We start from the raw sequence: 24659 nt of genomic DNA on the forward strand, positions 1-24659 counted from the left end.
AAGTGGCTGAATCACTCCAGATTCAGCCGTAATCATTGCTTGAGTATACCCAGGAATTAGCGGTGTTGACTTACCCGACTGAGAATCGCATACGCGATGCATGCCACCAGAATAGAGTCCACCGAAGGGATCGTCGTCAGGGTGAATAAGCCTTTTACCGTCATAAAGCCAACCGCAGCGCCTATGATCCAGGCTGCGAATGTCAGCACTTTAATCTGTGACTCCTGGGCTAATACTGACTCTTGATAGCCATTACGGCGATAAAGGAAAAAGTCAGCGATATAAATTCCGGCAACGGGTGGCGTGGCGATACCGAGGAACAGTAGAAACGGAATAAACCACGCCATAATATCCAGACTGCCTACGATGGCGGAAAGGATACCCAGCGCCACGGTAATCTGCCATTTTGGAAAGCGGGTAAGCAGCGTGGAAACCACCAGCGTGCCCTGGAACATATTGCCCGCGTTACCGGTGACGCAGGCGAAAATCAATAACAGCGCCGCGGGCAGAACCGCACCGAATACCGCCATTGCACCCAGTAAAGATCCCTGACCGCTAATGGCGCTCGGCGTTGCACCCGCCCAGTAGAGCAGAGGGTAGGCAACCAGAAACGTCACGCCTGCGGCAATCAGCGCATGTTTGCGGTTATGCACAAAGCTACCGAAATCAGGCAGTGTGGCAACCAGTACAATAATCGTACCAACAACGGTGGAAACGGCGACACCCGTATTCATCTCCACTATCGCTGCTGGTGCTGCTACTTCGGTATGGGTTGCCACATAGAGGATGTAACACAGCACCAGCGCGATAACTGGCACGGCAATCTGGGCAATTTTTCCCAGAACGGCAAAACCAAATGCCGTAGAGGCGACAAAAATGACACAACCAAGCGCCACTAACAGTGCCAGTGGAACTTCCAGCCCATGCTGGGCCAGTAAGTCATGTACCGAATGACCAAACATATTGGCGGTAACGGCAATCCAGCCGAACAGACTTATCGCCATCAAAATGTTAATGGCAATGGCCCCTTTTTCGCCAAACGAATATTTCACAATGCCATACGTTGGCAGGCGGGCTTTTTCTCCAACGCTAATGGTGATGGTAGAAAGTAAGGTCAGAATGACGCCGCCTAACAATACGACGCTAATTAAACTGCCGCTGGAAAGTTGATTGCCGAGGCTTGAGGATGACAACAGCACAGGTGTGACGGCAATACCCAGCAAAATCATGGCAATACGCAATCCTGATGCCGTTTTCAGATTCTCTTCTTTTTTACGCATAGTATGTTCCCTTTATAAATGCGCGTTACACAGTATGAAAATGCCCGGTGTATTTGCGCCAGCTACCCAGTTCTGTAATTTCCCGTTGGCCTTCCGTCAGCCAGTTTTCTGCCAGTACGCCCAGCACTTCGCTACCATCGGCAAGTTTGATTTTGCCAATTGCCAGTCCGGCAGGTTCGCTCATTAATAGAGCGGCAAAACTGGCCAGTGGCAGTTGCCAAATTTCTACGTCGACGTGTGTTCCCCCTTCATTCACGCGAATCATTCCCGGATGGCGATCGTTAATACTCCACAACCGGTAATGGGCGTCAGTTCGGTCTTCACGGACAAAAATGCCGCCCGCTTTTTGCATATTTGGGTTGAGTTCCAGGCCGCGCATCAGCGTTCCGTTAACGGCTAAAAGTGTTGTAGTCATTGAGTTCTCCAGAGAATTAAAGGGTTATCCATGTGCCGCTCTGATGCGAAAGGGCTGCTTTTATGGTTTGCGGTGAAGTAATCAGGCCGCTGGCCTGTTTGCCTTGTTGCAGGCTGGTATTGATGAAATCAACAATGGCTTCCACTTTTGGTTGCATACTGCCGATACCAAATTGACCTTCCCGCAACAGCGTTTGTGCTTCGGCAACGCTGATAGCATCGAGCCACTGTTGTTGTGGTGTACCAAAGTTAATCGCCACTTTTTCTACACCGGTGGGGATCACCAGTAGATCCGCGGCCAACTGACTGGCGAGCAGCGCGGAGGCCAGATCTTTATCGATCACAGCTTCCACACCTTTCAGTTGTTGCCCGTCTCGCACCACCGGAATACCACCACCGCCGCAGGCAATGACCAGATATCCCTGGCGCACCAGATGAGCGATGGTGCCATGTTCAATAATTTCCAGTGGCGCAGGAGAGGGAACCGTACGCCGCCATCCGCGCCCGGCATCCTCCATCAGAGTCCAGCCGAGTTGTTGTTGGCGTTGTTGAGCCGTTACTTCATCGAGAAATGCGCCAATCGGTTTACTGGGGCTGGTGAAAGCATCGTCATGTGGGTTGACTCGCGTTTGTGTCACCAGCGCAATTACCGGTTTGTTTATGCCACGGCGAGCCAGTTCGTTATGCAGTGCCTTCTGGAACATGTAGCCAATAGCACCTTGTGTATCACCCACGGCGTAATCAAGCGGAACCGGAGAAACTTCGTTACTGGCAAGTTCTGAGCGGCGCAGAATAAAGCCCACCTGCGGCCCATTACCGTGGGTTAGCACCAGATCCCATCCGGCTTCAACCATATCAACGATATGCTGCACGCTTTCCATCACTGCAACATATTGATCGGGGATACTATTGTGCTGATCGTCTTGGATGAGCGCATTGCCGCCAACCGCGACAACAGCCAGAGGCTTAACCATGATGATTCTCCTTTGCGACGATCTCAGCCAGTGCACGTACAGCGGCGACAAAACAGGCCATTGGCGCAGTGGTGATCCCGGCACCAATTTGCCCGACCCCCGCTTGTTTGTGGGCGATACCCGTATTGATGACCGGTAAAATGCCGCGGTCGGTCACTTTACGCGCATCAATCCCTGCTGCGGTGGGGGCAAAATTGAGAGCCGGAAGTGTAAATGCGGGATTGCCGCCGAGGGTGATTGCCTGCATCCGGCGGCTGTTATTGGTGGCATCGGCAGGGGTGCCTCCCACAAATTTGACGATCGCCGGAGATGACGCCATCGCGAAGCCACCCACACCTGCGGTTTCGGTAATTGCGCTATCGCCCAGGTCAGCAGCGGCGTCGTCAACGCCAAATCCGGGGAAGAACAGACCTTCAACTGCATTGGCGGGAGCCTGGAACCAGCGATCGCCAGTACCGGAAAGCCGAATACCAAAATTCACCCCGTTACGCGCCATTACCGTAACCATTGAACTGAACGGTACATTGGCGGCGGCATCCATCATCGCTTTGCAGGCAGCCATCGACAGATTAAGGAAGAAGTGATCGTTACTGGTGATAAATGCCACGGCGCGCTGGATATGTTCTTGTGGAAGAGAGCTGGCCAGCAATGCCGGAAGAAGACGCTTAATCAGCAAACCGGTAGCAGCGGCATTGCGATTATGAACTTCATCCCCCATATGCAGCGCCTGCGCCATTAATGGCTTGAGTTCCAGCTCGCCGTGTTGTGCGATTGCTGCTTTCATTGCCGGAGCCAGCTCATCGCGCATCCAGGCCAGACGATTGAGAACTTCGTCGTTATTGGCACCAAAACGGAGAACCTTACCCAGACCTTCATTGAAATTGCTAAAAGTACGGTGGCCGTTGGTTTTGTTTTCTACCACCCATAACGGCATTGACGGACTGATGATGCCTGCCATTGGGCCAACCGCGTGATAATGATGACAAGGGGCAAGGTCGATATCGCCTGCGGTTATCTGGTTTTCTGCATCTTGCTGGTTGGTGGCCCAACCTTCGTACAGCATGGCACCAATAATCGCTCCTTTTACCGGACCACACATCTCTTCCCAGGCAATCGGCGGACCAGAGTGCAAAATACGTTTTTGTTCAGCCATTGCTGGAATGGCCTCTTTAGCGAGCATGACATCCACCAGCACGGGTTGTGCTTCGAGATAACGTGTCATGGCGATTTGGTTGGCATTTTCTACCAGTGGATGACGTAGCAACGATGCCAGATCCAATCCAGCGTCAATATCGCCTTGTGCTGGTGGCTGCCAGTTGAGGGCAATTGCGCTTCCCCCGGCGTGTTGAATATTGTCAGCAAAACTGTGTAGTCCCGCGTTCACGACCTTCAAAGGCTGATTAAATAAGGTGTTCATGCGTTTAGCCCCTTTTTCTGCAACTGAGTCTGCGCAACGGTGCTGGCCCATAGCGCCGCCTGTGCATTACTGCCGGCGATGATGACGCCTGCGTTTTGCAGCGCACTTATCTGTTGGCTGCGTACTTGTGGATCAGCTTCTGTTCCGCAAACGTGCGCAATCAGCAACGGTGCGTTATTCATGTTGATGTGTGAAAGTTGCTCCAGTAATTCGCTGGCAGGCATAGCGGAAGCGCCATAACCAAGGACCAGGTCGAATAACACGACGGCAGTGTGTGAGTCGTTGAGTTCGTTGAGCAGACGTTGATTGCGCAGAGTCGGGTCGATCATTGGATGCGGTTTGCCACGGGTGAAATCATCGTCGCCCATATCGATCAGCGTGTGTTCTTCGCTTTGCCAGATATTTGCCAGTGTGCGATTACCCGCAACTGGCGTATTGGAGGCTGCGCTGAATCCCTTTTGTTGGCAGATAAGTTGCGCTTCGTAACAGAAGGTTCCTCCGGCGAAAACTCCGCGTATCGCCTGGCGATGGGCTGACAGATGTTGGCTGGCGTGTTCTAACATTGCGAGATCGGCAGAGGAAACCTCTGTCTCAACAGCCGGAAGAGGCTGAGCATTTAGCAACGCCACGGCGATATCCGCAGCGCTGGCCAGCGTGGTGGCAGCGGTGATATTGGGGCGTGCCAGATCGTGCGGATTTGCACCGAGGAAATTCACTACCACGGGTTTTCCACAAGCCTCGGCACGCTCCAGAATATTTTGGGCAACGATGGGTGACGGCGGTTTTGAAATCAGCACAATCACGCGCGTTTCATCATCTTGCGCCAGTGCATCTAAAGCAAAGAGCATCGATATTCCACCAATCTCTTCACGGAGATCATGCCCACCTGTTCCCAGAGCCTGAGAAATGCCTGCTCCGAGTCGGTCGATTCGGCAAGTCACTTCCTGTAACCCGGTGCCGGATGCACCGATAACACCAATTGCTCCGCGTTTCACCACATTGGCGAAGCCTAACGGAATTCCGTTAACAATGGCGGTTCCACAGTCCGGCCCCATTACGATGCGCTGACGTTCCCGGGCTAGAGTTTTGATGGATTTTTCCTGCTCGATACTGACGTTATCGCTGAACATCATCACGTTCATTCCGAGGTTTAACGCTTTAATCGCTTCGGCGGCGGCGTAGTCTCCCGGTACAGAAATGAGTGCCAGGTTGGCTTCGGGTTCGGCTTCCAGTGCCATTTCCAGACTGACCTTTTCCGGTGTTTTAATGCCACTATCCGTTTCATCATCAGGCTTGCTGGTCAGACGTTGTTGGGCCAGCACCAGTGCTTCATTGCAAATCTCTTCTTCACCCATAACCGCGATCACTAAATCATTGGGGCTGGCGTTGATTTCGTCGCCCAGACCCGCATCGCGCAATTGTTCGAGATTATTGGGCGTTCCCATGACGACCGAGGCCTGTTGAATACCGGTCAACTTGCTGATTTGCGCGGAAATCTGCATCAGAGACACTGAGTCCTGATAAAGATTGCTGAAAACTTTATATTTAACTTTCATGCTGTTATGCCTGTTTCATTCCGCCCGATAGCAAAATTCGGGCAAAGCATCCCCGTGTAGCGCCATAAACGGGCTACGGGAGAAAAGGTTGAAATCAATTCATGGTGTTCAGGGTTCGAAAGCCATGCAGCATTCCTGCAAGGCAGTCCACTCCTGACGTTGCGCCAAATTGCATGACCCGTTCAGCATAAGATGCGATGGTCATTGCCGATGCGCCCCCAACCAGTTGTGCGAGTAACTGGCAAATCGGTTCTGAAAAATGTCCCTGAAGTGCACGCTCCAGATAATGACGACTAATATCCGTGGTGTTGTGTGCATGTTGGTTAATTGCCTGCTGCAACCGGTATTGATGATCGGCAAGTGGTGCAGGTAGTTGCCATAACCAGAGCGCCGCCAGATAGCCCAGCAAATAGTCATCACCATCGGGCGTTAAGCCTTTGCCAAAGCCGATCAGTTGTGGCACCTGGCGTTCCAGCGCATCTGGATGTTCCATAATCTCTAATCCCTCGTGCATGAGGCTATCCGGCAGGTGCAATGTGCTTTGAACGTTATGCTCCAGACAAAATAAAAGCCGTTGCGATGCCATTGTTGGGTAGTGCTGTAAAACCAAAGGGAACGCCTCAAGTGTCAACATTCCCCCCACAAATGGCGGCTGCCAGAGTGTTGTGTTATGAAGCACCACGTAAAAGCGAGGTGTTTGTAGCAAGCCAGGGGTTAACTGAACAGGATCTGAACGGGCGATCTCTCTTCGCCAGTCCCAACGCTCAGGCAGGATGACTCTGGCGGCATCAGGGAGATTCAGATACGTTTGCGCACACAGCAGGGTGATGAATGTTCCCGCTTCTGAAGACAGATTTACCGCATGCTTAAAAGCACTATGCAGACGTAAATTTTGCGTTTCATTCCGCGGAAAAAGATACCCCAACGACGATGCGCAAAGCGTAACCTGTACCATCGGTGTTAGCCTTCCAGACCTGCAATAATGGCTTTGGAATCAGTCACCCAACCGAAAATAGCACCTTGTGCTTTGATCATTTCTAGGGCGTATTTCTGGAATTCCGGGAAATAGGAGCCAACACAATCTTCCGGGATGATGCATTCATAGCCACGGTCATTTGCTTCGCGCACGGTGGTGGTTACGCAAACTTCGGTAGTCACACCACAAACAATCAGCGTCTTGATACCGTGGTTTTGCAAAATCAGATGTAAGTCGGTTTGATAAAAAGCGCCTTTGCCAGGTTTATCAATCACCGGTTCGCCTGCTACCGGGTACAGTTCAGGAATGATGTCATGACCTGCTTCACCTCTGACCAGAATGCGTCCCATCGGTCCTGGTTCACCAATAAAGGCTTTACCACCGCGTGTCAGTTTGGCTGGTGGGCAGTCGCTTAAGTCAGCGCGATGGCCTTCACGGGTATGAATAACCATAATTCCTTTTTGACGTGCGGCTGCCAGCACCTCTGTACATGGCGCGATAGCCGTGCGAACCAGCGAAACATCATTACCCAATGCCTCACCGAAGCCTCCTGCCTCGACAAAGTCACGCTGCATGTCGATCATGACCAGTGCAGTCGTACACGGATCAAAAGGTAATTCAAAGGGTTGGGCCTGAAAAATGGATTGCGTCATGGTAAATCTCCTGTCTGATGTTTAAACGATCCGGTTGTTCTGAGAGCGAGTATTCAGGAGAAAAGCGGTATAAAACAGGAAAAAAGTTTGCCGCACAGCAACGAAATTTTTGCATTCAGCAGGTGGTGTGATGACGAATGTGAAGGGGGTCAAATAGTGGCATACAGCAACAAATTTTTTGATGCTGTATGTTTTTGAGATTAAAAAAATCGTTGAAATTGTGTGAGCTTAATCATCAGATTTAGCGGCAATGGCGTTACTTTTTAACACCATACTGCGTAAACCATTCCAGCATTCGCTGCCAGCCGTCTTGCGCAGACTCGGCATGATAGCTCGGGCGATAATCGGCGTTGAATGCATGTCCGGCATCCGGGTAAACGATAATCTCCGCTTTCGCGTTCGCTGCCCGCAGCGCCTGGCGCATGGTTTCAACGCTCTCCTGCGGAATGCTGTTATCCTGACCGCCGTACAACCCGAGAACCGGGGCATTAAGGTCAGCCGCGATATCAACAGGCTGTTTCGGTGAATTTAATGTTTTGTCGCCCGTCAGTTTGCCATACCACGCTACTGCCGCTTTCAGTTGCGGGTTATGCGCGGCATACAGCCAGGCGATTCGCCCACCCCAGCAAAATCCAGTGATCATTAAGCGATGCACATCACCGCCATTGCGTGACGCCCAACTGGCGACGTGATCGAGATCGGCAAGCACCTGTGAGTCAGGTACTTTTTCTACCAGACCACTTAACAGCGTCGAGATGTCGGTGAAATCATTCGGATCGCCTTCGCGGAAGTAAAGCTCTGGTGCGATAGCCAGATACCCCTCCAGCGCCAGACGGCGACAAATGTCGCGGATATGTTCATGCACACCAAAAATTTCCTGCACTACAATGACCACAGGTAGTGGGCCATCGCTCTGCTTTGGACGAGCATGATAAGCAGGCATGTTATCCCCTTGTGAAGGGATAGAGGTGAACCCTGCCACAATCGTATCGTCCGGGGTATGAACAATTGTTGAGGCGAGGGGTGATGCAGCAGGTGCAAATCCGGATTGTTGTGTTGTTGTCATGGGATTCTCCGTACCCTTATGAAAATTTTGCGCAATGTTAACTATAGTCAGCGTGCAACAATTCACATTGCCTCAAATGGCTCATCTTTTAAGCAGCCTTACTGACTTAAGAGCAAATTATGTGATTTAAGTCACCTTTGATGAGTAAATGTATGCAACACATTTGCATCATAGTGATGATTATCACGAAAAAATGTTAATCCCTTCGGTAAAGTATCATTTTGCTTCTTCTGACTAAACCGATTCACAGAGGAGTTGTATATGTCCAAGTCTGATGTTTTTCATCTCGGCCTCACTAAAAACGATTTACAAGGGGCTACGCTAGCCATCGTTCCTGGCGACCCGGATCGTGTGGAAAAGATCGCCGCGCTAATGGATAAGCCGGTTAAACTGGCATCTCACCGCGAATTCACCACCTGGCGTGCAGAGCTGGATGGTAAACCTGTTATCGTTTGTTCTACCGGTATCGGTGGTCCGTCGACTTCTATTGCCGTTGAAGAACTGGCACAGCTTGGCATTCGCACTTTCCTGCGTATCGGTACGACTGGCGCTATTCAGCCGCATATTAATGTTGGTGATGTACTGGTTACTACGGCGTCTGTTCGTCTGGATGGCGCGAGCCTGCATTTCGCACCGCTGGAATTCCCGGCAGTGGCTGATTTCGAATGTACTACCGCGCTGGTTGAAGCAGCGAAGTCTATTGGTGCAACCACTCACGTGGGTGTGACTGCCTCTTCTGACACTTTCTACCCGGGCCAGGAACGTTACGACACTTATTCTGGCCGTGTAGTCCGTCACTTTAAAGGCTCTATGGAAGAGTGGCAGGCGATGGGCGTAATGAACTATGAGATGGAATCTGCAACTCTGCTGACCATGTGTGCAAGCCAGGGCCTGCGTGCCGGTATGGTAGCTGGCGTTATTGTTAACCGTACCCAGCAAGAGATCCCGAATGCTGAGACGATGAAACAAACCGAAAGCCATGCGGTGAAAATCGTGGTGGAAGCGGCGCGTCGTCTGCTGTAATTCTCTTCTCCTGTCTGAAGGCCGATACGTTCGGCCTTTTGTATTTTTGCGTAGCGCCTCGCAGGAAATGCCTTTCCAACTGGACGTTTGTACAGCACAATTCTATTTTGTGCGGGTAAGTTGTTGCGTCAGGAGGCTTTGTGGATTTCTCAATCATTGTTTATGCCATTATTGCACTGGTCAGTGTGGCCATCGGCTGGCTGTTTGCCAGTTATCAACATGCACAGCAAAAAGCCGAGCAACTAGCCGAACGTGAAGAGATGGTTGCGGAGTTAAGTGCGGCAAAACAACAAATTACCCAAAGTGAGCACTGGCGTGAAGAGTGTGAACTACTCAATAACGAAGTGCGCAGCCTGCAAAGTATTAACACCTCGCTGGAGGCCGATCTGCGTGAAGTGACCACGCGGATGGAAGCCGCACAGCAACATGCTGACGATAAAATTCGCCAGATGATCAACAGCGAACAGCGTTTAAGCGAGCAGTTTGAAAACCTCGCTAACCGTATTTTTGAACACAGCAATCGCCGGGTTGATGAACAAAATCGCCAGAGTCTGAACAGCCTTTTGTCGCCGCTGCGTGAACAACTGGATGGTTTTCGCCGTCAGGTTCAGGACAGTTTTGGTAAAGAAGCACAAGAACGCCATACCCTGACCCACGAAATTCGCAATCTCCAACAACTCAACGCCCAAATGGCCCAGGAAGCAATCAACCTGACACGGGCGCTAAAAGGCGACAATAAAACCCAGGGTAACTGGGGCGAAGTGGTATTAACGCGAGTACTGGAGGCTTCCGGGTTGCGTGAGGGGTATGAATATGAAACCCAGGTCAGCATCGAGAATGACGCCCGCTCGCGGATGCAACCAGATGTCATCGTGCGCTTACCACAGGGGAAAGATGTGGTTATCGACGCCAAAATGACGCTGGTCGCTTATGAACGCTACTTCAATGCGGAAGACGACTACACCCGCGAAAGCGCATTGCAGGAACATATCGCGTCGGTGCGTAACCATATCCGCTTGTTGGGGCGTAAAGATTATCAGCAGCTTCCTGGGCTAAGAACCCTGGATTACGTGCTGATGTTTATCCCCGTCGAACCGGCATTCTTACTGGCGCTGGACAGGCAGCCGGAGCTAATCACCGAAGCGTTGAAAAACAATATTATGCTGGTTAGCCCCACCACGCTGCTGGTGGCGTTGCGTACTATCGCCAACCTGTGGCGTTATGAGCATCAAAGCCGTAACGCTCAGCAAATCGCTGATCGTGCCAGCAAGCTGTACGACAAAATGCGCCTGTTTGTTGATGATATGTCTGCGATTGGTCAAAGTCTGGATAAAGCGCAGGATAACTATCGCCAGGCGATGAAAAAACTTTCTTCAGGTCGCGGAAATGTGCTGGCGCAGGCAGAAGCGTTTCGTGGTTTAGGGGTAGAAATTAAACGCGAGATTAATCCGGATTTGGCCGATCAGGCGGTAAGCCAGGACGAAGAGTACCGATTGCGGTCGGTTCCGGAGCAGCCGAATGGTGAAGCTTATCAACGTGATGATGAATATAATCAGCAATCGCGTTAGCCCATTAGGGGTAGCTAAACCGGGTAGAAATCTAGGGCAACGACGCCCAATCTGTTACACTTCTGGAACAATTTTTTGATGAGCAGGCATTGAGATGGTGGATAAGTCACAAGAAACGACGCACTTTGGTTTTCAGACCGTCGCGAAGGAACAAAAAGCGGACATGGTCGCCCACGTTTTCCATTCCGTGGCATCGAAATACGATGTCATGAACGATTTGATGTCCTTTGGTATTCATCGTTTGTGGAAGCGATTCACGATCGATTGTAGCGGCGTACGCCGTGGGCAGACCGTGCTGGATCTGGCTGGCGGCACTGGCGATCTGACGGCGAAATTCTCCCGCCTGGTCGGTGAAACTGGCAAAGTGGTCCTCGCTGATATCAATGAATCCATGCTCAAAATGGGGCGCGAGAAGCTGCGTAATATCGGCGTGATTGGCAACGTTGAGTATGTTCAGGCAAATGCCGAGGCTCTACCGTTCCCGGATAACACCTTTGATTGCATCACCATTTCGTTTGGTCTGCGTAACGTCACTGACAAAGATAAAGCGCTGCGTTCGATGTATCGCGTGCTGAAACCCGGCGGTCGTCTGCTGGTGCTTGAGTTCTCGAAGCCGATTATCGAGCCGCTAAGCAAAGCTTATGACGCTTACTCCTTCCATGTGTTGCCGCGTATTGGCTCGCTGGTGGCGAATGACGCCGACAGCTACCGTTATCTGGCAGAATCCATCCGTATGCATCCCGATCAGGATACCCTGAAAGCCATGATGCAAGATGCCGGATTCGAAAGTGTCGATTATTACAACCTGACGGCTGGCGTTGTGGCGCTGCACCGTGGTTATAAGTTCTGACAGGAGTACGACTATGCCTTTTAAACCTTTAGTGACGGCAGGAATAGAAAGTCTGCTCAACACCTTCCTGTATCGCTCACCCGCGCTGAAAACTGCCCGCTCGCGTCTGTTGGGCAAAGTATTGCGCATAGAGGTAAAAGGCTTTTCGACCTCGCTGATTTTGGTATTTAGCGAACGTCAGGTCGATGTTCTGGGAGAATGGGCGGGTGATGCTGATTGCACCGTCATTGCTTATGCCAGCGTGTTACCGAAACTCCGCGATCGCCAGCAGCTTGCCGCGTTAATCCGCAGCGGCGAGCTGGAAGTGCAGGGCGATATTCAGGTAGTACAGAACTTCGTTGCACTGGCAGATCTCGCGGAGTTTGACCCAGCGGAGCTGCTGGCTCCTTATACTGGTGATATCGCTGCCGAAGGCATCAGCAAAGCCCTGCGTGGTGGCGCGAAGTTCCTGCATCACGGTATTAAACGCCAGCAACGTTATGTGGCTGAAGCAATTACCGAAGAGTGGCGTATGGCGCCAGGTCCGCTTGAAGTGGCCTGGTTTGCGGAAGAGACAGCCGCCGTTGAACGTGCCGTTGATGCGCTAACCAAACGGCTGGAAAAACTGGAGGCAGTTTAATGACGCCAGGTGAAGTACGGCGCCTGTATTTCATCATTCGCACTTTTTTAAGCTACGGACTTGATGAACTGATTCCTAAAATGCGTATCACTTTGCCGCTGCGGTTATGGCGATACTCATTGTTCTGGATGCCGAATCGGCATAAAGATAAACCATTAGGCGAGCGGCTACGACTGGCGCTGCAAGAACTGGGTCCTGTATGGATCAAGTTTGGGCAGATGTTATCGACCCGCCGCGATCTTTTCCCGCCGAATATTGCCGACCAACTGGCGTTATTGCAGGACAAAGTCGCACCGTTTGATGGCAAACTGGCGAAAGCACAAATTGAAGCGGCGATGGGCGGCTTGCCGGTGGAAGCGTGGTTTGATGATTTTGACATTACGCCCCTGGCATCGGCTTCCGTTGCGCAGGTACATACTGCGCGGCTGAAATCGAATGGCAAAGAGGTGGTGATTAAAGTTATCCGCCCGGATATTTTGCCGGTTATTAAAGCGGACCTGAAACTTATTTATCGTCTCGCCCGCTGGGTGCCGCGCTTACTGCCGGATGGACGTCGTCTGCGCCCAACTGAAGTGGTTCGCGAGTACGAGAAAACGTTGATCGACGAACTGAATTTGTTGCGGGAATCCGCTAACGCAATCCAGTTGCGGCGCAATTTTGAAAACAGCCCGATGCTCTACATTCCGGAAGTTTACCCTGACTATTGCAGCGAAGGGATGATGGTGATGGAGCGCATCTACGGCATTCCGGTTTCTGATGTCGCGGCGCTGGAGAAAAACGGCACCAACATGAAATTGCTGGCGGAACGCGGCGTGCAGGTGTTTTTTACTCAGGTCTTCCGTGACAGTTTTTTCCATGCCGACATGCACCCAGGCAACATCTTCGTAAGCTTCGAACACCCGGAAAACCCGAAGTATATCGGTATTGATTGCGGGATTGTTGGCTCGCTAAACAAAGAAGATAAACGCTATCTGGCGGAAAACTTTATCGCCTTCTTTAACCGTGACTATCGCAAAGTGGCGGAGTTGCACGTTGATTCAGGCTGGGTGCCGCCAGATACCAACGTGGAAGATTTTGAATTTGCCATTCGTACCGTGTGCGAGCCTATCTTTGAAAAACCGCTGGCGGAAATTTCGTTTGGACATGTGCTGTTAAATCTGTTTAATACGGCGCGTCGATTCAACATGGAAGTACAGCCGCAACTGGTGTTACTTCAGAAAACGTTGCTCTATATCGAAGGCGTTGGACGGCAACTTTATCCACAGCTCGATTTATGGAAAACTGCAAAACCCTTCCTTGAATCGTGGATTAAAGATCAGGTTGGTATTCCTGCGCTGGTGAGAGCCTTTAAGGAAAAAGCGCCGTTCTGGATCGAAAAAATGCCAGAACTGCCTGAATTGGTTTATGACAGTTTGCGCCAGGGCAAGTATTTACAGCACAGTGTTGATAAGATTGCGCGCGAGTTACAGTCGAATCATGTGCGTCAGGGACAATCCCGTTATTTTCTCGGAATTGGTGCGACATTAGTATTAAGTGGCACATTCTTGTTGGTCAGCCGACCTGAATTTGGGTTGATGCCCGCCTGGTTAATGGCGGGGGGGCTGAGCGCCTGGTTTGTCGGTTGGCGCAAAACACGCTGATTTTTTCATCGCTCAAGGCGAGCCGTGTAACGTATAATGCGGCCTTGTTTAATCATCATCTACCACAGAGGAACATGTATGGGTGGTATCAGTATTTGGCAGTTATTGATTATTGCCGTCATCGTTGTACTGCTTTTTGGCACCAAAAAGCTCGGCTCCATCGGTTCCGATCTTGGTGCGTCGATCAAAGGCTTTAAAAAAGCAATGAGCGATGATGAACCAAAGCAGGATAAAACCAGTCAGGATGCTGATTTTACTGCGAAAACTATCGTCGATAAGCAGGCGGATACGAACCAGGAACAGGCTAAAACAGAAGACGCGAAGCGCCACGATAAAGAGCAGGTGTAATCCGTGTTTGATATCGGTTTTAGCGAACTGCTATTGGTATTCATCATCGGCCTCGTCGTTCTGGGGCCGCAACGATTGCCTGTGGCGGTAAAAACGGTAGCGGGCTGGATTCGTGCGTTGCGTTCACTGGCGACAACGGTGCAGAACGAACTGACCCAGGAGTTAAAACTCCAGGAGTTTCAGGACAGCCTGAAAAAGGTTGAAAAGGCGAGTCTCACTAACCTGACGCCCGAACTGAAAGCGTCGATGGATGAACTGCGCCAGGCCGCGGAGTCGATGAAACGTTCCTACGTCGCAAACGATCCTGAAAAGGTGAGTGATGAAGCGCACACCATCCATAACCCGGTGGTGAAAGACAATGAGGCTGCGCATGAAGGCGTCACGCCTGCCGCTGCGGAAACTCAGGCCAGCTCGCCGGAACAGAAGCCAGAAGCCACGCCAGAGCCGGTGGTAAAACCTGCTGCGGATGCTGAACCGAAAACCGCTGCATCTTCCCCTTCATCGAGTGATAAACCGTAAACATGTCTGTAGAAGATACTCAACCGCTTATCACGCATCTGATTGAGCTGCGTAAGCGTCTGCTGAACTGCATTATCGCGGTGATCGTGATATTTCTGTGCCTGGTCTATTTCGCCAATGATATCTATCACCTGGTATCCGCGCCGTTGATCAAGCAGTTGCCGCAAGGTTCAACGATGATCGCCACCGACGTGGCCTCGCCGTTCTTTACGCCGATCAAGTTGACCTTTATGGTGTCGCTGATTCTGTCAGCGCCGGTGATTCTCTATCAGGTGTGGGCGTTTATCGCTCCCGCGCTGTATAAGCACGAACGTCGTCTGGTGGTGCCGTTGCTGGTTTCCAGCTCTCTGCTGTTTTATATCGGTATGGCGTTTGCCTATTTTGTGGTCTTCCCGCTGGCATTTGGCTTCCTTGCCAATACCGCGCCAGAAGGGGTACAGGTGTCCACCGACATCGCCAGCTACTTAAGCTTCGTTATGGCGTTGTTTATGGCGTTTGGCGTCTCCTTCGAAGTACCGGTGGCAATTGTGTTGCTGTGCTGGATGGGGATTACCTCTCCAGAAGACTTACGCAAAAAACGCCCGTATGTGCTGGTTGGCGCATTTGTTGTCGGGATGCTACTGACGCCGCCGGATGTCTTCTCGCAAACGCTGCTGGCGATCCCGATGTACTGCCTGTTTGAAATCGGTGTCTTCTTCTCACGCTTTTACGTTGGTAAAGGTCGAAACCGGGAAGAAGAAAACGACGCTGAAGCAGAAAGCGAAAAAACTGAAGAATAAATTCAACCGCCCGTCAGGGCGGTTGTCATATGGAGAGCAGGATGTTTGATATCGGCGTTAATTTGACCAGTTCGCAATTTGCGAAAGACCGCGATGATGTTGTGGCACGCGCTTTTGCTGCGGGTGTTGATGGGCTACTCGTCACCGGCACTAACCTGCACGAAAGCCAACAGGCGCAAAAACTGGCGCGTCAGTATCTGCACTGTTGGTCAACGGCAGGCGTGCATCCTCACGACAGCAGCCAGTGGCAAGATGCAACAGAAGAAGTGCTTGTGGAGCTGGCCTCGCAGCCAGAAGTGGTGGCGATGGGTGAGTGTGGCCTCGACTTTAACCGCAACTTTTCTACGCCAGAAGAACAGGAACGTGCCTTTGTTGCCCAGTTGCGTATTGCCGCAGAATTAAACATGCCGGTGTTTATGCACTGTCGCGATGCCCATGAGCGGTTTATTACATTGCTGGAGCCGTGGCTGGATAAACTACCTGGCGCGGTGTTGCACTGTTTTACTGGCACACGCGAAGAGATGCAGGCATGTGTGGCGCGAGGCATTTATATTGGCATTACTGGTTGGGTTTGCGATGAACGACGCGGACTGGAACTGCGAGAACTGTTGCCGTTGATTCCGGCAGATAAACTACTGATTGAAACTGATGCACCGTATTTGCTCCCGCGCGATCTCACGCCGAAGCCATCCTCCCGGCGCAACGAGCCAGCCTGTTTGCCCCATATTTTGCAACGTATTGCGTACTGGCGTGGGGAAGATGCCGCATGGCTGGCTGCCACCACGGATGCCAATGTCAAAAAGTTATTTGGGATTGCGTTCTAGAGTTTGCGGAACTCGGTGTTCTTCACACTGTGCTTAATCTCTTTATTGATAAGATTAAGCAAGAGCATAGAGCGTGCCTCACCGTCGGGTTCGGTGAAAATGGCCTGAAAACCTTCGAAAGCACCTTCGGTAATAATCACCTTATCACCTGGATATGGCGTTGCCGGATCGACAATGTCTTTCGGTTTATACACCGATAACTGATGAATCACCGCCGATGGGACTATCGCTGGCGATGCGCCAAAACGGACAAAGTGGCTGACACCCCGAGTGGCGTTGATGGTGGTGGTATGAATCACTTCTGGATCAAATTCCACAAACAGGTAGTTGGGGAACAATGGCTCACTGACTGCAGTACGTTTGCCTCGTACGATTTTTTCCAGGGTGATCATCGGCGCCAGGCAATTAACCGCCTGTCTTTCGAGGTGTTCCTGGGCACGTTGGAGTTGCCCGCGCTTGCAGTACAGTAAATACCAGGATTGCATAATGACTCTTATCCGTTTAATCGGGGCGCAAGAATAGCAAAAGCGATGCGTTAAGTTAATTATATTCCCGGGTTTGCGTTATACCGCCTGAGTTCACGCTAATTTAACAAATTTACAGCATCGTAAAGATGAACGCCGTATAATGTGCGCAGATTAAGAGGCTACAATGGACGCCATGAAATATAACGATTTACGCGACTTCCTGACCTTGCTTGAACAGCAGGGTGAGCTAAAACGTATCACGCTCCCGGTGGATCCGCATCTGGAAATGACTGAAATAGCCGACCGCACATTGCGTGCCGGTGGACCTGCGCTGTTGTTTGAAAATCCTAAAGGTTATTCAATGCCGGTGCTGTGCAACCTGTTTGGTACGCCGAAACGTGTCGCTATGGGTATGGGGCAAGAGGATGTTTCGGCGTTGCGGGAAGTCGGTAAATTATTAGCGTTTCTGAAAGAACCGGAGCCGCCAAAAGGCTTTCGCGATCTGTTTGATAAGCTGCCGCAGTTTAAGCAGGTGTTGAACATGCCGACGAAACGGTTACGTGGTGCGCCCTGTCAGCAAAAAATTGTTTCTGGTGATGATGTCGATCTCAACCGCATTCCCATTATGACCTGCTGGCCGGAAGATGCTGCTCCGTTGATTACCTGGGGGTTGACGGTGACGCGGGGGCCGCACAAAGAGCGGCAAAATCTTGGCATTTATCGCCAGCAGTTGATTGGTAAAAACAAGCTGATTATGCGCTGGCTGTCGCACCGCGGCGGTGCGCTGGATTATCAGGAGTGGTGCGCGGCGCATCCGGGTGAACGTTTTCCGATCTCTGTTGCTCTGGGGGCTGATCCTGCGACGATTCTCGGCGCGGTGACGCCAGTGCCGGATACGTTGTCGGAATACGCCTTTGCCGGATTGTTACGTGGCACCAAAACCGAAGTGGTGAAGTGCATTTCTAATGACCTCGAAGTACCTGCCAGTGCAGAAATCGTGCTGGAAGGGTATATCGACCCGGGTGAGATGGCTGCAGAAGGCCCATATGGTGACCACACGGGTTACTATAATGAAGTTGATAGCTTCCCTGTCTTTACCGTAACGCACATTACCCAGCGTGAAGATGCGATTTACCACTCCACCTATACCGGTCGTCCGCCAGATGAACCTGCGGTGTTGGGCGTGGCGCTGAACGAAGTGTTCGTGCCGATTCTGCAAAAACAGTTCCCGGAAATTGTTGATTTTTATCTGCCGCCGGAGGGCTGCTCTTATCGACTGGCGGTAGTGACGATCAAAAAACAGTACGCTGGACACGCAAAGCGCGTCATGATGGGCGTCTGGTCGTTCTTACGTCAGTTTATGTACACTAAATTTGTGATCGTCTGCGATGATGATGTCAACGCACGCGACTGGAACGATGTGATTTGGGCGATTACTACCCGCATGGACCCGGCGCGGGATACGGTGCTGGTTGAAAATACGCCTATTGATTATCTGGACTTTGCCTCGCCTGTTTCCGGGCTGGGTTCAAAAATGGGGCTGGATGCCACGAATAAATGGCCAGGGGAAACCCAGCGTGAGTGGGGGCGTCCTATCAAAAAAGATCCGGATGTTGTTGCGCATATTGACGCAATCTGGGATGAACTGGCCATCTTTAACAACGGTAAAAGCGCCTGATGCGCGTTTGTTTTGCCCTATTTATTGATCCGACAGAGAAAGCGCATGACAACCTTAAGCTGTAAAGTGACCTCGGTAGAAGCTATCACGGATACCGTATACCGTGTTCGAATCGTGCCAGATGCGGCCTTTTCATTCCGTGCAGGTCAGTATTTGATGGTAGTGATGGACGAGCGCGATAAACGCCCATTTTCAATGGCCTCAACGCCTGATGAAAAAGGATTTATCGAGTTGCATATCGGTGCTTCTGAAATCAATCTTTACGCGAAAGCTGTCATGGACCGCATCCTTAAAGATCATCAAATCGTAGTCGATATCCCCCACGGTGAAGCCTGGCTGCGCGATGATGAAGAGCGTCCAATGATTCTTATTGCCGGCGGCACGGGCTTCTCTTATGCCCGTTCTATTTTGCTGACGGCGCTGGCGCGTAATCCCAATCGTAATATCACTATTTACTGGGGCGGGCGTGAGCAGCAACATCTGTACGATCTTTCTGAGCTTGAGGCGCTTTCGCTTAAGCATCCTGGTTTACAAGTGGTGCCGGTGGTTGAACAGCCGGAAGCGGGTTGGCGAGGGCGTACCGGTACGGTATTAACGGCGGTGTTGCAGGATCACGGTACGTTAGCAGAGCATGATATCTATATCGCTGGACGTTTTGAGATGGCGAAAATCGCCCGAGACCTGTTCTGCAATGAGCGTAATGCGCGGGAAGATCGCCTGTTTGGCGATGCGTTTGCGTTTATCTAAGGGTTAAAAAACCCGCCCCTGACAGGCGGGAAAAACGGCAACTAAAGCTTTATTCAGTGGCATTACTCTATGTCGCGTCTTATCCGGCCTACAAAGAGTCCTGAACCGTAGGCCGGATAAGGCGTTCACGCCGCATCCGGCAAGTGTTTAAACCCGCTCAAACACCGTCGCAATGCCCTGGCCCAGACCGATACACATCGTCGCCAGACCAAACTGGGCATCTTTGCGTTCCATCAGATTCAGCAGCGTGGTGCTGATACGCGCACCGGAACAGCCCAGCGGATGACCCAGTGCGATCGCGCCACCGTTGAGGTTGATCTTCTCGTCAATCTGCTCCATCAGCCCCAGATCTTTAATACACGGCAGGATCTGCGCGGCAAAGGCTTCATTCATTTCAAACACGCCGATATCGCTGGCAGAAAGCCCCGCTTTTTTCAGCGCCAGCTTCGAGGCCGGAACCGGGCCGTAACCCATAATCGACGGGTCACAACCGACAACCGCCATCGAACGCACGCGGGCGCGTGGCTTAAGACCTAATTCACGGGCGCGGCTTTCACTCATCACCAGCATGGCTGCAGCACCATCGGAAAGCGCAGAAGACGTGCCCGCCGTTACCGTACCGCTGACTGGATCGAACGCCGGACGTAGCGTGGCGAGGGCTTCCACGGTGGTTTCCGGGCGAATCACTTCGTCGTAATTAAACTGCTTCAGTACACCGTCGGCATCGTGACCACCTGTCGGGATGATTTCATTTTTAAATGCGCCCGACTGCGTGGCGGCCCAGGCACGAGCGTGTGACCGTGCGGCAAAGGCATCCTGCATTTCACGGCTGATACCGTGCATACGCGCCAGCATTTCTGCCGTTAAGCCCATCAGGCCCGCCGCTTTGGCAACATTGCGGCTAAGACCTGGGTGAAAATCGACACCGTGGCTCATTGGTACATGACCCATATGTTCCACACCGCCGACCAGACATGCCTGCGCATCGCCAGTCATGATCATTCGTGCCGCGTCGTGCAATGCCTGCATGGATGAACCACACAAGCGATTGACGGTAACCGCCGGGACGGAATGCGGCACTTCTGCCAACAGCGCCGCGTTACGGGCGATGTTGAAACCCTGCTCCAGCGTTTGCTGCACACAACCCCAGTAAATATCGTCGAGAGCCGCTGCTTCCAGCGCCGGATTACGCGCCAGTAGACTACGCATTAAATGAGCGGAGAGGTCTTCCGCGCGCACGTGACGAAAAGCACCGCCCTTCGAACGGCCCATCGGGGTGCGAATTGCATCGACAATGACAACCTGTTCCATTGTGACTCCTTAAGCCGTTTTCAGGTCGCCAACCGGACGGGCTGGCTCAACCGGGGGATAGTATGGTTCGTTATGGCGCGCTTTATTACGCAGACCTTCCGGCACTTCATACAGTGGGCCGAGGTGCTGATATTGCTGCGCCATATCGAGATATTTCGCGCTGCCGAGGGTGTCCAGCCAGCGGAACGCGCCGCCGTGGAACGGAGGGAAGCCCAGGCCGTAGACCAGCGCCATATCCGCTTCTGCCGGAGTGGCGATAATGCCTTCTTCCAGGCAGCGCACCACTTCGTTGACCATCGGGATCATCATGCGGGCGATAATCTCTTCCTCGCTGAAATCACGCTTTGGCTGGCTGACTTCTGCCAGCAGGCCGTCAACGGCGGAATCTTCTTCTTTCTTCGGCTTGCCTTTGCTGTCTTCTTTATAGCGCCAGAAACCGAGGCAATTCTTCTGACCAAAGCGGTTGGCATCAAACAATGAATCGATGGCGTCGCGATAATCTTTTTGCATCCGCTGCGGGAAGCCCGCTGCCATCACTGCCTGGGCGTGATGCGCGGTATCAATCCCCACGACATCCAGCAGGTATGCCGGACCCATCGGCCAGCCAAACTGTTTTTCCATCACCTTGTCGATCTTGCGGAAATCCGCACCGTCACGTAGTAACTGGCTGAAACCAGCGAAGTACGGGAACAGCACGCGGTTAACGAAGAAGCCCGGGCAGTCGTTAACTACGATCGGCGTCTTGCCCATCTTGCTTGCCCAGGCGACAACTTTTGCGATGGTTTCGTCGGAGCTTTTCTCACCGCGAATAATTTCTACCAACGGCATCCGGTGCACCGGGTTAAAGAAGTGCATCCCGCAGAAATTTTCCGGGCGTTCCAGCGCGTTGGCCAGTTCGCTGATAGGAATGGTTGAAGTGTTAGAAGCCAGCACGGTATCCGGACGTACTTTCTGCTCAGTTTCTGCCAGCACGGCTTTTTTCACTTTCGGGTTTTCAACAACCGCTTCTACCACAATATCCACGCGGTCAAACCCGGCGTAGTCGAGCGTTGGGTGAATCGTGGAGATCACGCCAGCCAGTTTCAGACCATCGATCTTGCCGCGCTCAAGCTGCTTGTTCAGCAGTTTCGCGGCTTCGGTCATGCCGAGGGTTAACGACTTGTCGTTGATATCTTTCATGACAACCGGCACGCCTTTCCACGCGGACTGGTAAGCAATGCCGCCCCCCATAATGCCCGCGCCCAGTACAGCGGCCTGTTTCGGTGTTTCAACGTCTTGGGTAAGCTTTTTCGCTTTGCCTTTTACATATTGATCGTTAAGGAAAATGCCGACCAGTGCGCGGGCTTCGTTGGTGTGCGCCAGCGGAACAAAGCTTTTGTTTTCCAGGTTTAAGGCTTCTTCACGACCAAAACGGGCGGCGGCTTCAATGGTTTTTACTGCGGTGATGGGGGCCGGGTAATGTTTCCCCGCTGTTTGTGCGACCATCCCTTTAGCGATGGTGAAGCTCATGGTGGCTTCAATCTTGCTAAGTTTCAGCGGTTCCAGCTTCGGCTGACGTTTCGCTTTCCAGTCGAGGTCGCCGTTAATGGCCTGGCGTAAAATTGCCATCGCGCCTTCAAGTAGTTTTTCTGCTTTGACTACGCCATCAACCAGACCGATTTTCAGCGCCTGTTCGGCCCCGACATCTTTACCGGCGGCAATGATTTCCAGCGCACTGTCAGCGCCCAGCATTCGTGGCATACGCACGGAGCCGCCAAAGCCCGGCATGATGCCAAGTTTGGTTTCCGGCAACCCGATACGCAGATCCGGCGTCGCCAGACGATAATCGGTCGCCAGCACGCATTCGCAGCCACCGCCCAGCGCGTAGCCGTTGACCGCGGCAATGGTCGGCACCGGCAGGTCTTCCAGGCGATTAAACACGCTATTGGCAAAATGCAGCCACTGGCTTAACTGTTCTTCCGGAACGAGAAACAGCGATAAAAATTCGGTGATATCGGCACCGACAATAAAGGCTGCTTTGTTCGAACGCAGCAGCAGCCCTTTTAAATCTGATTGTTGTTCCAGCACGCCGATGGCCTCACCGAGGCTGGCGACGGTTGCAGTGTCGAGTTTATTAACTGAGCCTGGGGCATCGAACACCAGTTCGGCAATGCCATCTTCCAGCCAGTCAAGGTACAGGGTGTCGCCTTTGTAAAGCATGTCAGTCTCCTGAATCCGCAAGGTGATCTGGTCGTACCAGATGGTTTGAAGTGTGTGTTTTATGTTAAAAATATGCAAATAAAAGATTAAAGAAATGCCGTTCTGATCACGCTCGGCAGAAATCACGCTCTGTATGAACGTTGTGCTAAGATGCGGAGACTTAAGGTCAAAAAACAGAAGGGTAAAAAATGGAATCACTGGCCTCGCTTTATAAAAATCATATAGCTACCTTGCAAGAACGGACTCGCGATGCGCTGGCGCGCTTCAAGCTGGATGCATTACTTATTCACTCTGGCGAGCTGTTCAACGTTTTTCTCGACGATCATCCCTATCCGTTTAAAGTGAACCCGCAATTCAAAGCATGGGTGCCGGTAACTCAGGTGCCAAACTGCTGGTTGCTGGTGGATGGCGTGAACAAACCGAAACTGTGGTTTTATCTGCCGGTTGATTACTGGCACAACGTCGAACCGCTGCCGACCTCCTTCTGGACTGAAGATGTGGAAGTGATCGCGCTCCCGAAAGCTGATGGTATTGGTAGCCAACTGCCTGCCGCGCGCGGCAATATCGGTTATATTGGTCCGGTGCCGGAACGTGCGCTGCAACTGGGCATTGAGGCCAGCAACATCAATCCGAAAGGGGTCATTGACTACCTGCATTACTACCGTTCTTTCAAAACCGAGTACGAACTGACCTGTATGCGTGAAGCGCAGAAAATGGCGGTCAATGGTCATTGCGCGGCAGAAGAAGCCTTCCGTTCCGGTATGAGCGAGTTCGATATCAACATCGCCTACCTGACCGCGACCGGCCATCGTGATACCGACGTACCTTACAGCAACATTGTGGCGCTTAACGAACATGCTGCGGTGTTGCATTACACCAAACTGGATCATCAGGCGCCGGAAGAGATGCGCAGCTTCCTGCTGGACGCCGGGGCCGAATATAACGGCTATGCGGCTGACCTGACTCGTACCTGGTCGGCAAAAAGCGACAATGACTATGCGCAACTGGTGAAAGACGTTAATGATGAACAACTGGCGCTGATCGCCACCATGAAGGCGGGTGTCAGCTATGTGGATTACCACATCCAGTTCCATCAGCGCATCGCTAAACTGTTGCGTAAACACCAAATCATCACTGATATGAGTGAAGAAGCGATGGTCGAAAACGATCTTACCGGGCCGTTTATGCCGCACGGTATCGGGCATCCGCTTGGCCTGCAGGTGCATGACGTAGCCGGTTTTATGCAGGATGATAGTGGTACGCATCTCGCGGCACCGGCAAAATATCCGTACCTGCGCTGCACTCGTATTCTCCAGCCGGGGATGGTGTTAACCATCGAACCGGGTATCTACTTCATCGAATCGCTGCTGGCTCCGTGGCGTGAAGGGCAGTTCAGCAAACACTTCAACTGGCAGAAAATTGAAGCACTGAAACCGTTCGGCGGCATTCGTATCGAAGACAACGTGGTGATCCACGAAAATAACGTGGAAAACATGACCCGGGATTTGAAGCTGGCGTGATGGAAAGCTGGTTAATTCCTGCGGCACCGGTCACGGTCATTGAAGAGATCAAAAAAAGCCGCTTCATTACGCTGTTGGCACATACCGATGGCGTCGAGGCGGCGTGTAGTGGCACACTAAATTTGGCCACCTGAACAGAGGTGATATGCTCACCTCAGAACAACACAGGTGCTCCAATGAAAAAAAGAAATTTCAGCGCAGAGTTTAAACGCGAATCCGCTCAACTGGTTG

At 51.9% G+C, this 24659-nt stretch carries 23 protein-coding genes and 1 pseudogene; 13 read left to right on the plus strand and 11 right to left on the minus strand.

Annotated features, from left to right (window positions below; genetic code table 11):
* Positions 1 to 56: 56 nt before the first annotated feature.
* The 8 genes from C7B16_RS16355 to C7B16_RS16390 form a co-directional block, all read right to left on the minus strand.
* The gene (locus C7B16_RS16355; protein ID WP_061090340.1) at positions 57 to 1280 is read right to left on the minus strand and encodes a cytosine permease; all 1224 of its coding nucleotides are present in this window, start codon (positions 1278 to 1280) and stop codon (positions 57 to 59) included.
* Positions 1281 to 1305: 25 nt separating this feature from the next.
* A complete protein-coding gene (locus C7B16_RS16360; protein ID WP_000214035.1) occupies positions 1306 to 1695 on the minus strand; it encodes a glutamyl-tRNA amidotransferase in 390 nt (129 codons plus the stop codon).
* Positions 1696 to 1711: 16 nt separating this feature from the next.
* Positions 1712 to 2668: a carbamate kinase gene (gene arcC / locus C7B16_RS16365; protein WP_000240541.1), complete on the minus strand. Its 957-nt coding sequence runs from the start codon at positions 2666 to 2668 to the stop codon at positions 1712 to 1714.
* The gene (locus C7B16_RS16370; RefSeq protein WP_024193619.1) at positions 2661 to 4085 is read right to left on the minus strand and encodes a DUF1116 domain-containing protein; all 1425 of its coding nucleotides are present in this window, start codon (positions 4083 to 4085) and stop codon (positions 2661 to 2663) included. The genes arcC and C7B16_RS16370 overlap by 8 nt, the downstream gene beginning before the upstream one ends.
* Positions 4082 to 5641, minus strand: a complete 1560-nt coding sequence (fdrA, locus tag C7B16_RS16375; protein WP_107179910.1) for an acyl-CoA synthetase FdrA — start codon at positions 5639 to 5641, stop codon at positions 4082 to 4084. The genes C7B16_RS16370 and fdrA overlap by 4 nt, the downstream gene beginning before the upstream one ends.
* Positions 5642 to 5735: 94 nt before the next feature.
* On the minus strand, positions 5736 to 6596 hold the full coding sequence (locus C7B16_RS16380) for a DUF2877 domain-containing protein (protein WP_001517371.1): 861 nt from the start codon (positions 6594 to 6596) through the stop codon (positions 5736 to 5738).
* A 5-nt stretch (positions 6597 to 6601) separates the two neighbouring features.
* The gene (locus C7B16_RS16385) at positions 6602 to 7270 is read right to left on the minus strand and encodes a cysteine hydrolase family protein (protein ID WP_107179911.1); all 669 of its coding nucleotides are present in this window, start codon (positions 7268 to 7270) and stop codon (positions 6602 to 6604) included.
* Positions 7271 to 7526: 256 nt separating this feature from the next.
* Positions 7527 to 8336, minus strand: a complete 810-nt coding sequence (locus C7B16_RS16390) for a dienelactone hydrolase family protein (RefSeq protein WP_107179912.1) — start codon at positions 8334 to 8336, stop codon at positions 7527 to 7529.
* A 261-nt stretch (positions 8337 to 8597) separates the two neighbouring features.
* Here C7B16_RS16390 and udp point away from each other — a divergent pair, with 261 nt between their 5' ends.
* From udp to tatD, 9 genes are all read left to right on the plus strand, one after another.
* A complete protein-coding gene (gene udp, locus C7B16_RS16395; RefSeq protein ID WP_000045177.1) occupies positions 8598 to 9359 on the plus strand; it encodes a uridine phosphorylase in 762 nt (253 codons plus the stop codon).
* A 140-nt stretch (positions 9360 to 9499) separates the two neighbouring features.
* Positions 9500 to 10927 (plus strand): DNA recombination protein RmuC, encoded by a 1428-nt coding sequence (rmuC, locus tag C7B16_RS16400; protein ID WP_000347690.1) that lies wholly within the window; start codon positions 9500 to 9502, stop codon positions 10925 to 10927.
* Positions 10928 to 11021: 94 nt separating this feature from the next.
* The gene (gene ubiE / locus C7B16_RS16405) at positions 11022 to 11777 is read left to right on the plus strand and encodes a bifunctional demethylmenaquinone methyltransferase/2-methoxy-6-polyprenyl-1,4-benzoquinol methylase UbiE (RefSeq protein WP_000227958.1); all 756 of its coding nucleotides are present in this window, start codon (positions 11022 to 11024) and stop codon (positions 11775 to 11777) included.
* A 13-nt stretch (positions 11778 to 11790) separates the two neighbouring features.
* On the plus strand, positions 11791 to 12396 hold the full coding sequence (gene ubiJ, locus C7B16_RS16410) for a ubiquinone biosynthesis protein UbiJ (protein ID WP_001116105.1): 606 nt from the start codon (positions 11791 to 11793) through the stop codon (positions 12394 to 12396).
* Entirely contained in the window at positions 12396 to 14036 is a 1641-nt protein-coding gene (gene ubiB / locus C7B16_RS16415) for a ubiquinone biosynthesis regulatory protein kinase UbiB (protein ID WP_000187550.1), read from the plus strand. Before ubiJ ends, ubiB begins: the two co-directional genes overlap by 1 nt.
* A 78-nt stretch (positions 14037 to 14114) precedes the next feature.
* Entirely contained in the window at positions 14115 to 14384 is a 270-nt protein-coding gene (tatA, locus tag C7B16_RS16420) for a Sec-independent protein translocase subunit TatA (RefSeq protein ID WP_001517367.1), read from the plus strand.
* Positions 14385 to 14387: 3 nt separating this feature from the next.
* The gene (tatB, locus tag C7B16_RS16425) at positions 14388 to 14903 is read left to right on the plus strand and encodes a Sec-independent protein translocase protein TatB (RefSeq protein ID WP_000459603.1); all 516 of its coding nucleotides are present in this window, start codon (positions 14388 to 14390) and stop codon (positions 14901 to 14903) included.
* Positions 14904 to 14905: 2 nt separating this feature from the next.
* Positions 14906 to 15682 (plus strand): Sec-independent protein translocase subunit TatC, encoded by a 777-nt coding sequence (tatC, locus tag C7B16_RS16430; RefSeq protein ID WP_000109943.1) that lies wholly within the window; start codon positions 14906 to 14908, stop codon positions 15680 to 15682.
* Between the two features lie 41 nt (positions 15683 to 15723).
* Positions 15724 to 16506 (plus strand): 3'-5' ssDNA/RNA exonuclease TatD, encoded by a 783-nt coding sequence (gene tatD, locus C7B16_RS16435; protein WP_107179913.1) that lies wholly within the window; start codon positions 15724 to 15726, stop codon positions 16504 to 16506.
* On the opposite strand, the gene rfaH is transcribed toward tatD, so the two are convergent.
* Positions 16503 to 16991, minus strand: a complete 489-nt coding sequence (rfaH, locus tag C7B16_RS16440; RefSeq protein WP_001192396.1) for a transcription/translation regulatory transformer protein RfaH — start codon at positions 16989 to 16991, stop codon at positions 16503 to 16505. The two genes, tatD and rfaH, sit on opposite strands and share 4 nt — an antisense overlap.
* A gap of 166 nt (positions 16992 to 17157) precedes the next feature.
* On the opposite strand from rfaH, the gene ubiD reads away from it, so the two are divergent.
* Positions 17158 to 18651 carry a 4-hydroxy-3-polyprenylbenzoate decarboxylase gene (gene ubiD, locus C7B16_RS16445; protein ID WP_000339824.1) on the plus strand — a complete coding sequence of 498 codons (1494 nt, stop codon included), beginning with the start codon at positions 17158 to 17160 and terminating at the stop codon, positions 18649 to 18651.
* Between the two features lie 45 nt (positions 18652 to 18696).
* Positions 18697 to 19398 carry an NAD(P)H-flavin reductase gene (gene fre / locus C7B16_RS16450; protein WP_001517365.1) on the plus strand — a complete coding sequence of 234 codons (702 nt, stop codon included), beginning with the start codon at positions 18697 to 18699 and terminating at the stop codon, positions 19396 to 19398.
* A 147-nt stretch (positions 19399 to 19545) separates the two neighbouring features.
* Here fre and fadA read toward each other — a convergent pair whose 3' ends face one another.
* Positions 19546 to 20709: an acetyl-CoA C-acyltransferase FadA gene (gene fadA / locus C7B16_RS16455; protein WP_000438693.1), complete on the minus strand. Its 1164-nt coding sequence runs from the start codon at positions 20707 to 20709 to the stop codon at positions 19546 to 19548.
* A gap of 9 nt (positions 20710 to 20718) precedes the next feature.
* Positions 20719 to 22908 (minus strand): fatty acid oxidation complex subunit alpha FadB, encoded by a 2190-nt coding sequence (gene fadB / locus C7B16_RS16460; protein ID WP_000965974.1) that lies wholly within the window; start codon positions 22906 to 22908, stop codon positions 20719 to 20721.
* Positions 22909 to 23096: 188 nt separating this feature from the next.
* Between fadB and pepQ the strand changes: the two genes are divergently transcribed.
* Both pepQ and C7B16_RS16470 read left to right on the plus strand, forming a co-directional pair.
* On the plus strand, positions 23097 to 24428 hold the full coding sequence (gene pepQ / locus C7B16_RS16465; RefSeq protein ID WP_107179914.1) for a Xaa-Pro dipeptidase: 1332 nt from the start codon (positions 23097 to 23099) through the stop codon (positions 24426 to 24428).
* Positions 24428 to 24532 (plus strand): annotated as a pseudogene (locus C7B16_RS16470) (IMPACT family protein); the annotation flags it as partial. The gene pepQ and the pseudogene C7B16_RS16470, both read left to right, overlap by 1 nt.
* Positions 24533 to 24659: the final 127 nt, after the last annotated feature.

It is taken from the genome of Escherichia sp. 20412-1, assembly GCF_003027595.1.
Taxonomy (GTDB): Bacteria; Pseudomonadota; Gammaproteobacteria; order Enterobacterales; family Enterobacteriaceae; genus Escherichia; species Escherichia marmotae.

Excerpts from the sequence above, each read along its gene's own strand:
- ubiD (WP_000339824.1), top strand. The coding sequence starts at position 17,158 with ATGGACGCCATGAAATATAACGATTTACGCGACTTCCTGACCTTGCTT.
- C7B16_RS16370 (WP_024193619.1), bottom strand. The coding sequence starts at position 4,085 with ATGAACACCTTATTTAATCAGCCTTTGAAGGTCGTGAACGCGGGACTA.
- tatD (WP_107179913.1), top strand. The coding sequence starts at position 15,724 with ATGTTTGATATCGGCGTTAATTTGACCAGTTCGCAATTTGCGAAAGAC.
- ubiB (WP_000187550.1), top strand. The coding sequence starts at position 12,396 with ATGACGCCAGGTGAAGTACGGCGCCTGTATTTCATCATTCGCACTTTT.
- tatA (WP_001517367.1), top strand. The coding sequence starts at position 14,115 with ATGGGTGGTATCAGTATTTGGCAGTTATTGATTATTGCCGTCATCGTT.
- udp (WP_000045177.1), top strand. The coding sequence starts at position 8,598 with ATGTCCAAGTCTGATGTTTTTCATCTCGGCCTCACTAAAAACGATTTA.
- pepQ (WP_107179914.1), top strand. The coding sequence starts at position 23,097 with ATGGAATCACTGGCCTCGCTTTATAAAAATCATATAGCTACCTTGCAA.
- fadA (WP_000438693.1), bottom strand. The coding sequence starts at position 20,709 with ATGGAACAGGTTGTCATTGTCGATGCAATTCGCACCCCGATGGGCCGT.
- ubiE (WP_000227958.1), top strand. The coding sequence starts at position 11,022 with ATGGTGGATAAGTCACAAGAAACGACGCACTTTGGTTTTCAGACCGTC.
- C7B16_RS16355 (WP_061090340.1), bottom strand. The coding sequence starts at position 1,280 with ATGCGTAAAAAAGAAGAGAATCTGAAAACGGCATCAGGATTGCGTATT.
- tatC (WP_000109943.1), top strand. The coding sequence starts at position 14,906 with ATGTCTGTAGAAGATACTCAACCGCTTATCACGCATCTGATTGAGCTG.
- C7B16_RS16390 (WP_107179912.1), bottom strand. The coding sequence starts at position 8,336 with ATGACAACAACACAACAATCCGGATTTGCACCTGCTGCATCACCCCTC.
- arcC (WP_000240541.1), bottom strand. The coding sequence starts at position 2,668 with ATGGTTAAGCCTCTGGCTGTTGTCGCGGTTGGCGGCAATGCGCTCATC.
- C7B16_RS16385 (WP_107179911.1), bottom strand. The coding sequence starts at position 7,270 with ATGACGCAATCCATTTTTCAGGCCCAACCCTTTGAATTACCTTTTGAT.
- fadB (WP_000965974.1), bottom strand. The coding sequence starts at position 22,908 with ATGCTTTACAAAGGCGACACCCTGTACCTTGACTGGCTGGAAGATGGC.
- fdrA (WP_107179910.1), bottom strand. The coding sequence starts at position 5,641 with ATGAAAGTTAAATATAAAGTTTTCAGCAATCTTTATCAGGACTCAGTG.
- C7B16_RS16380 (WP_001517371.1), bottom strand. The coding sequence starts at position 6,596 with ATGGTACAGGTTACGCTTTGCGCATCGTCGTTGGGGTATCTTTTTCCG.
- fre (WP_001517365.1), top strand. The coding sequence starts at position 18,697 with ATGACAACCTTAAGCTGTAAAGTGACCTCGGTAGAAGCTATCACGGAT.
- ubiJ (WP_001116105.1), top strand. The coding sequence starts at position 11,791 with ATGCCTTTTAAACCTTTAGTGACGGCAGGAATAGAAAGTCTGCTCAAC.
- rfaH (WP_001192396.1), bottom strand. The coding sequence starts at position 16,991 with ATGCAATCCTGGTATTTACTGTACTGCAAGCGCGGGCAACTCCAACGT.
- C7B16_RS16360 (WP_000214035.1), bottom strand. The coding sequence starts at position 1,695 with ATGACTACAACACTTTTAGCCGTTAACGGAACGCTGATGCGCGGCCTG.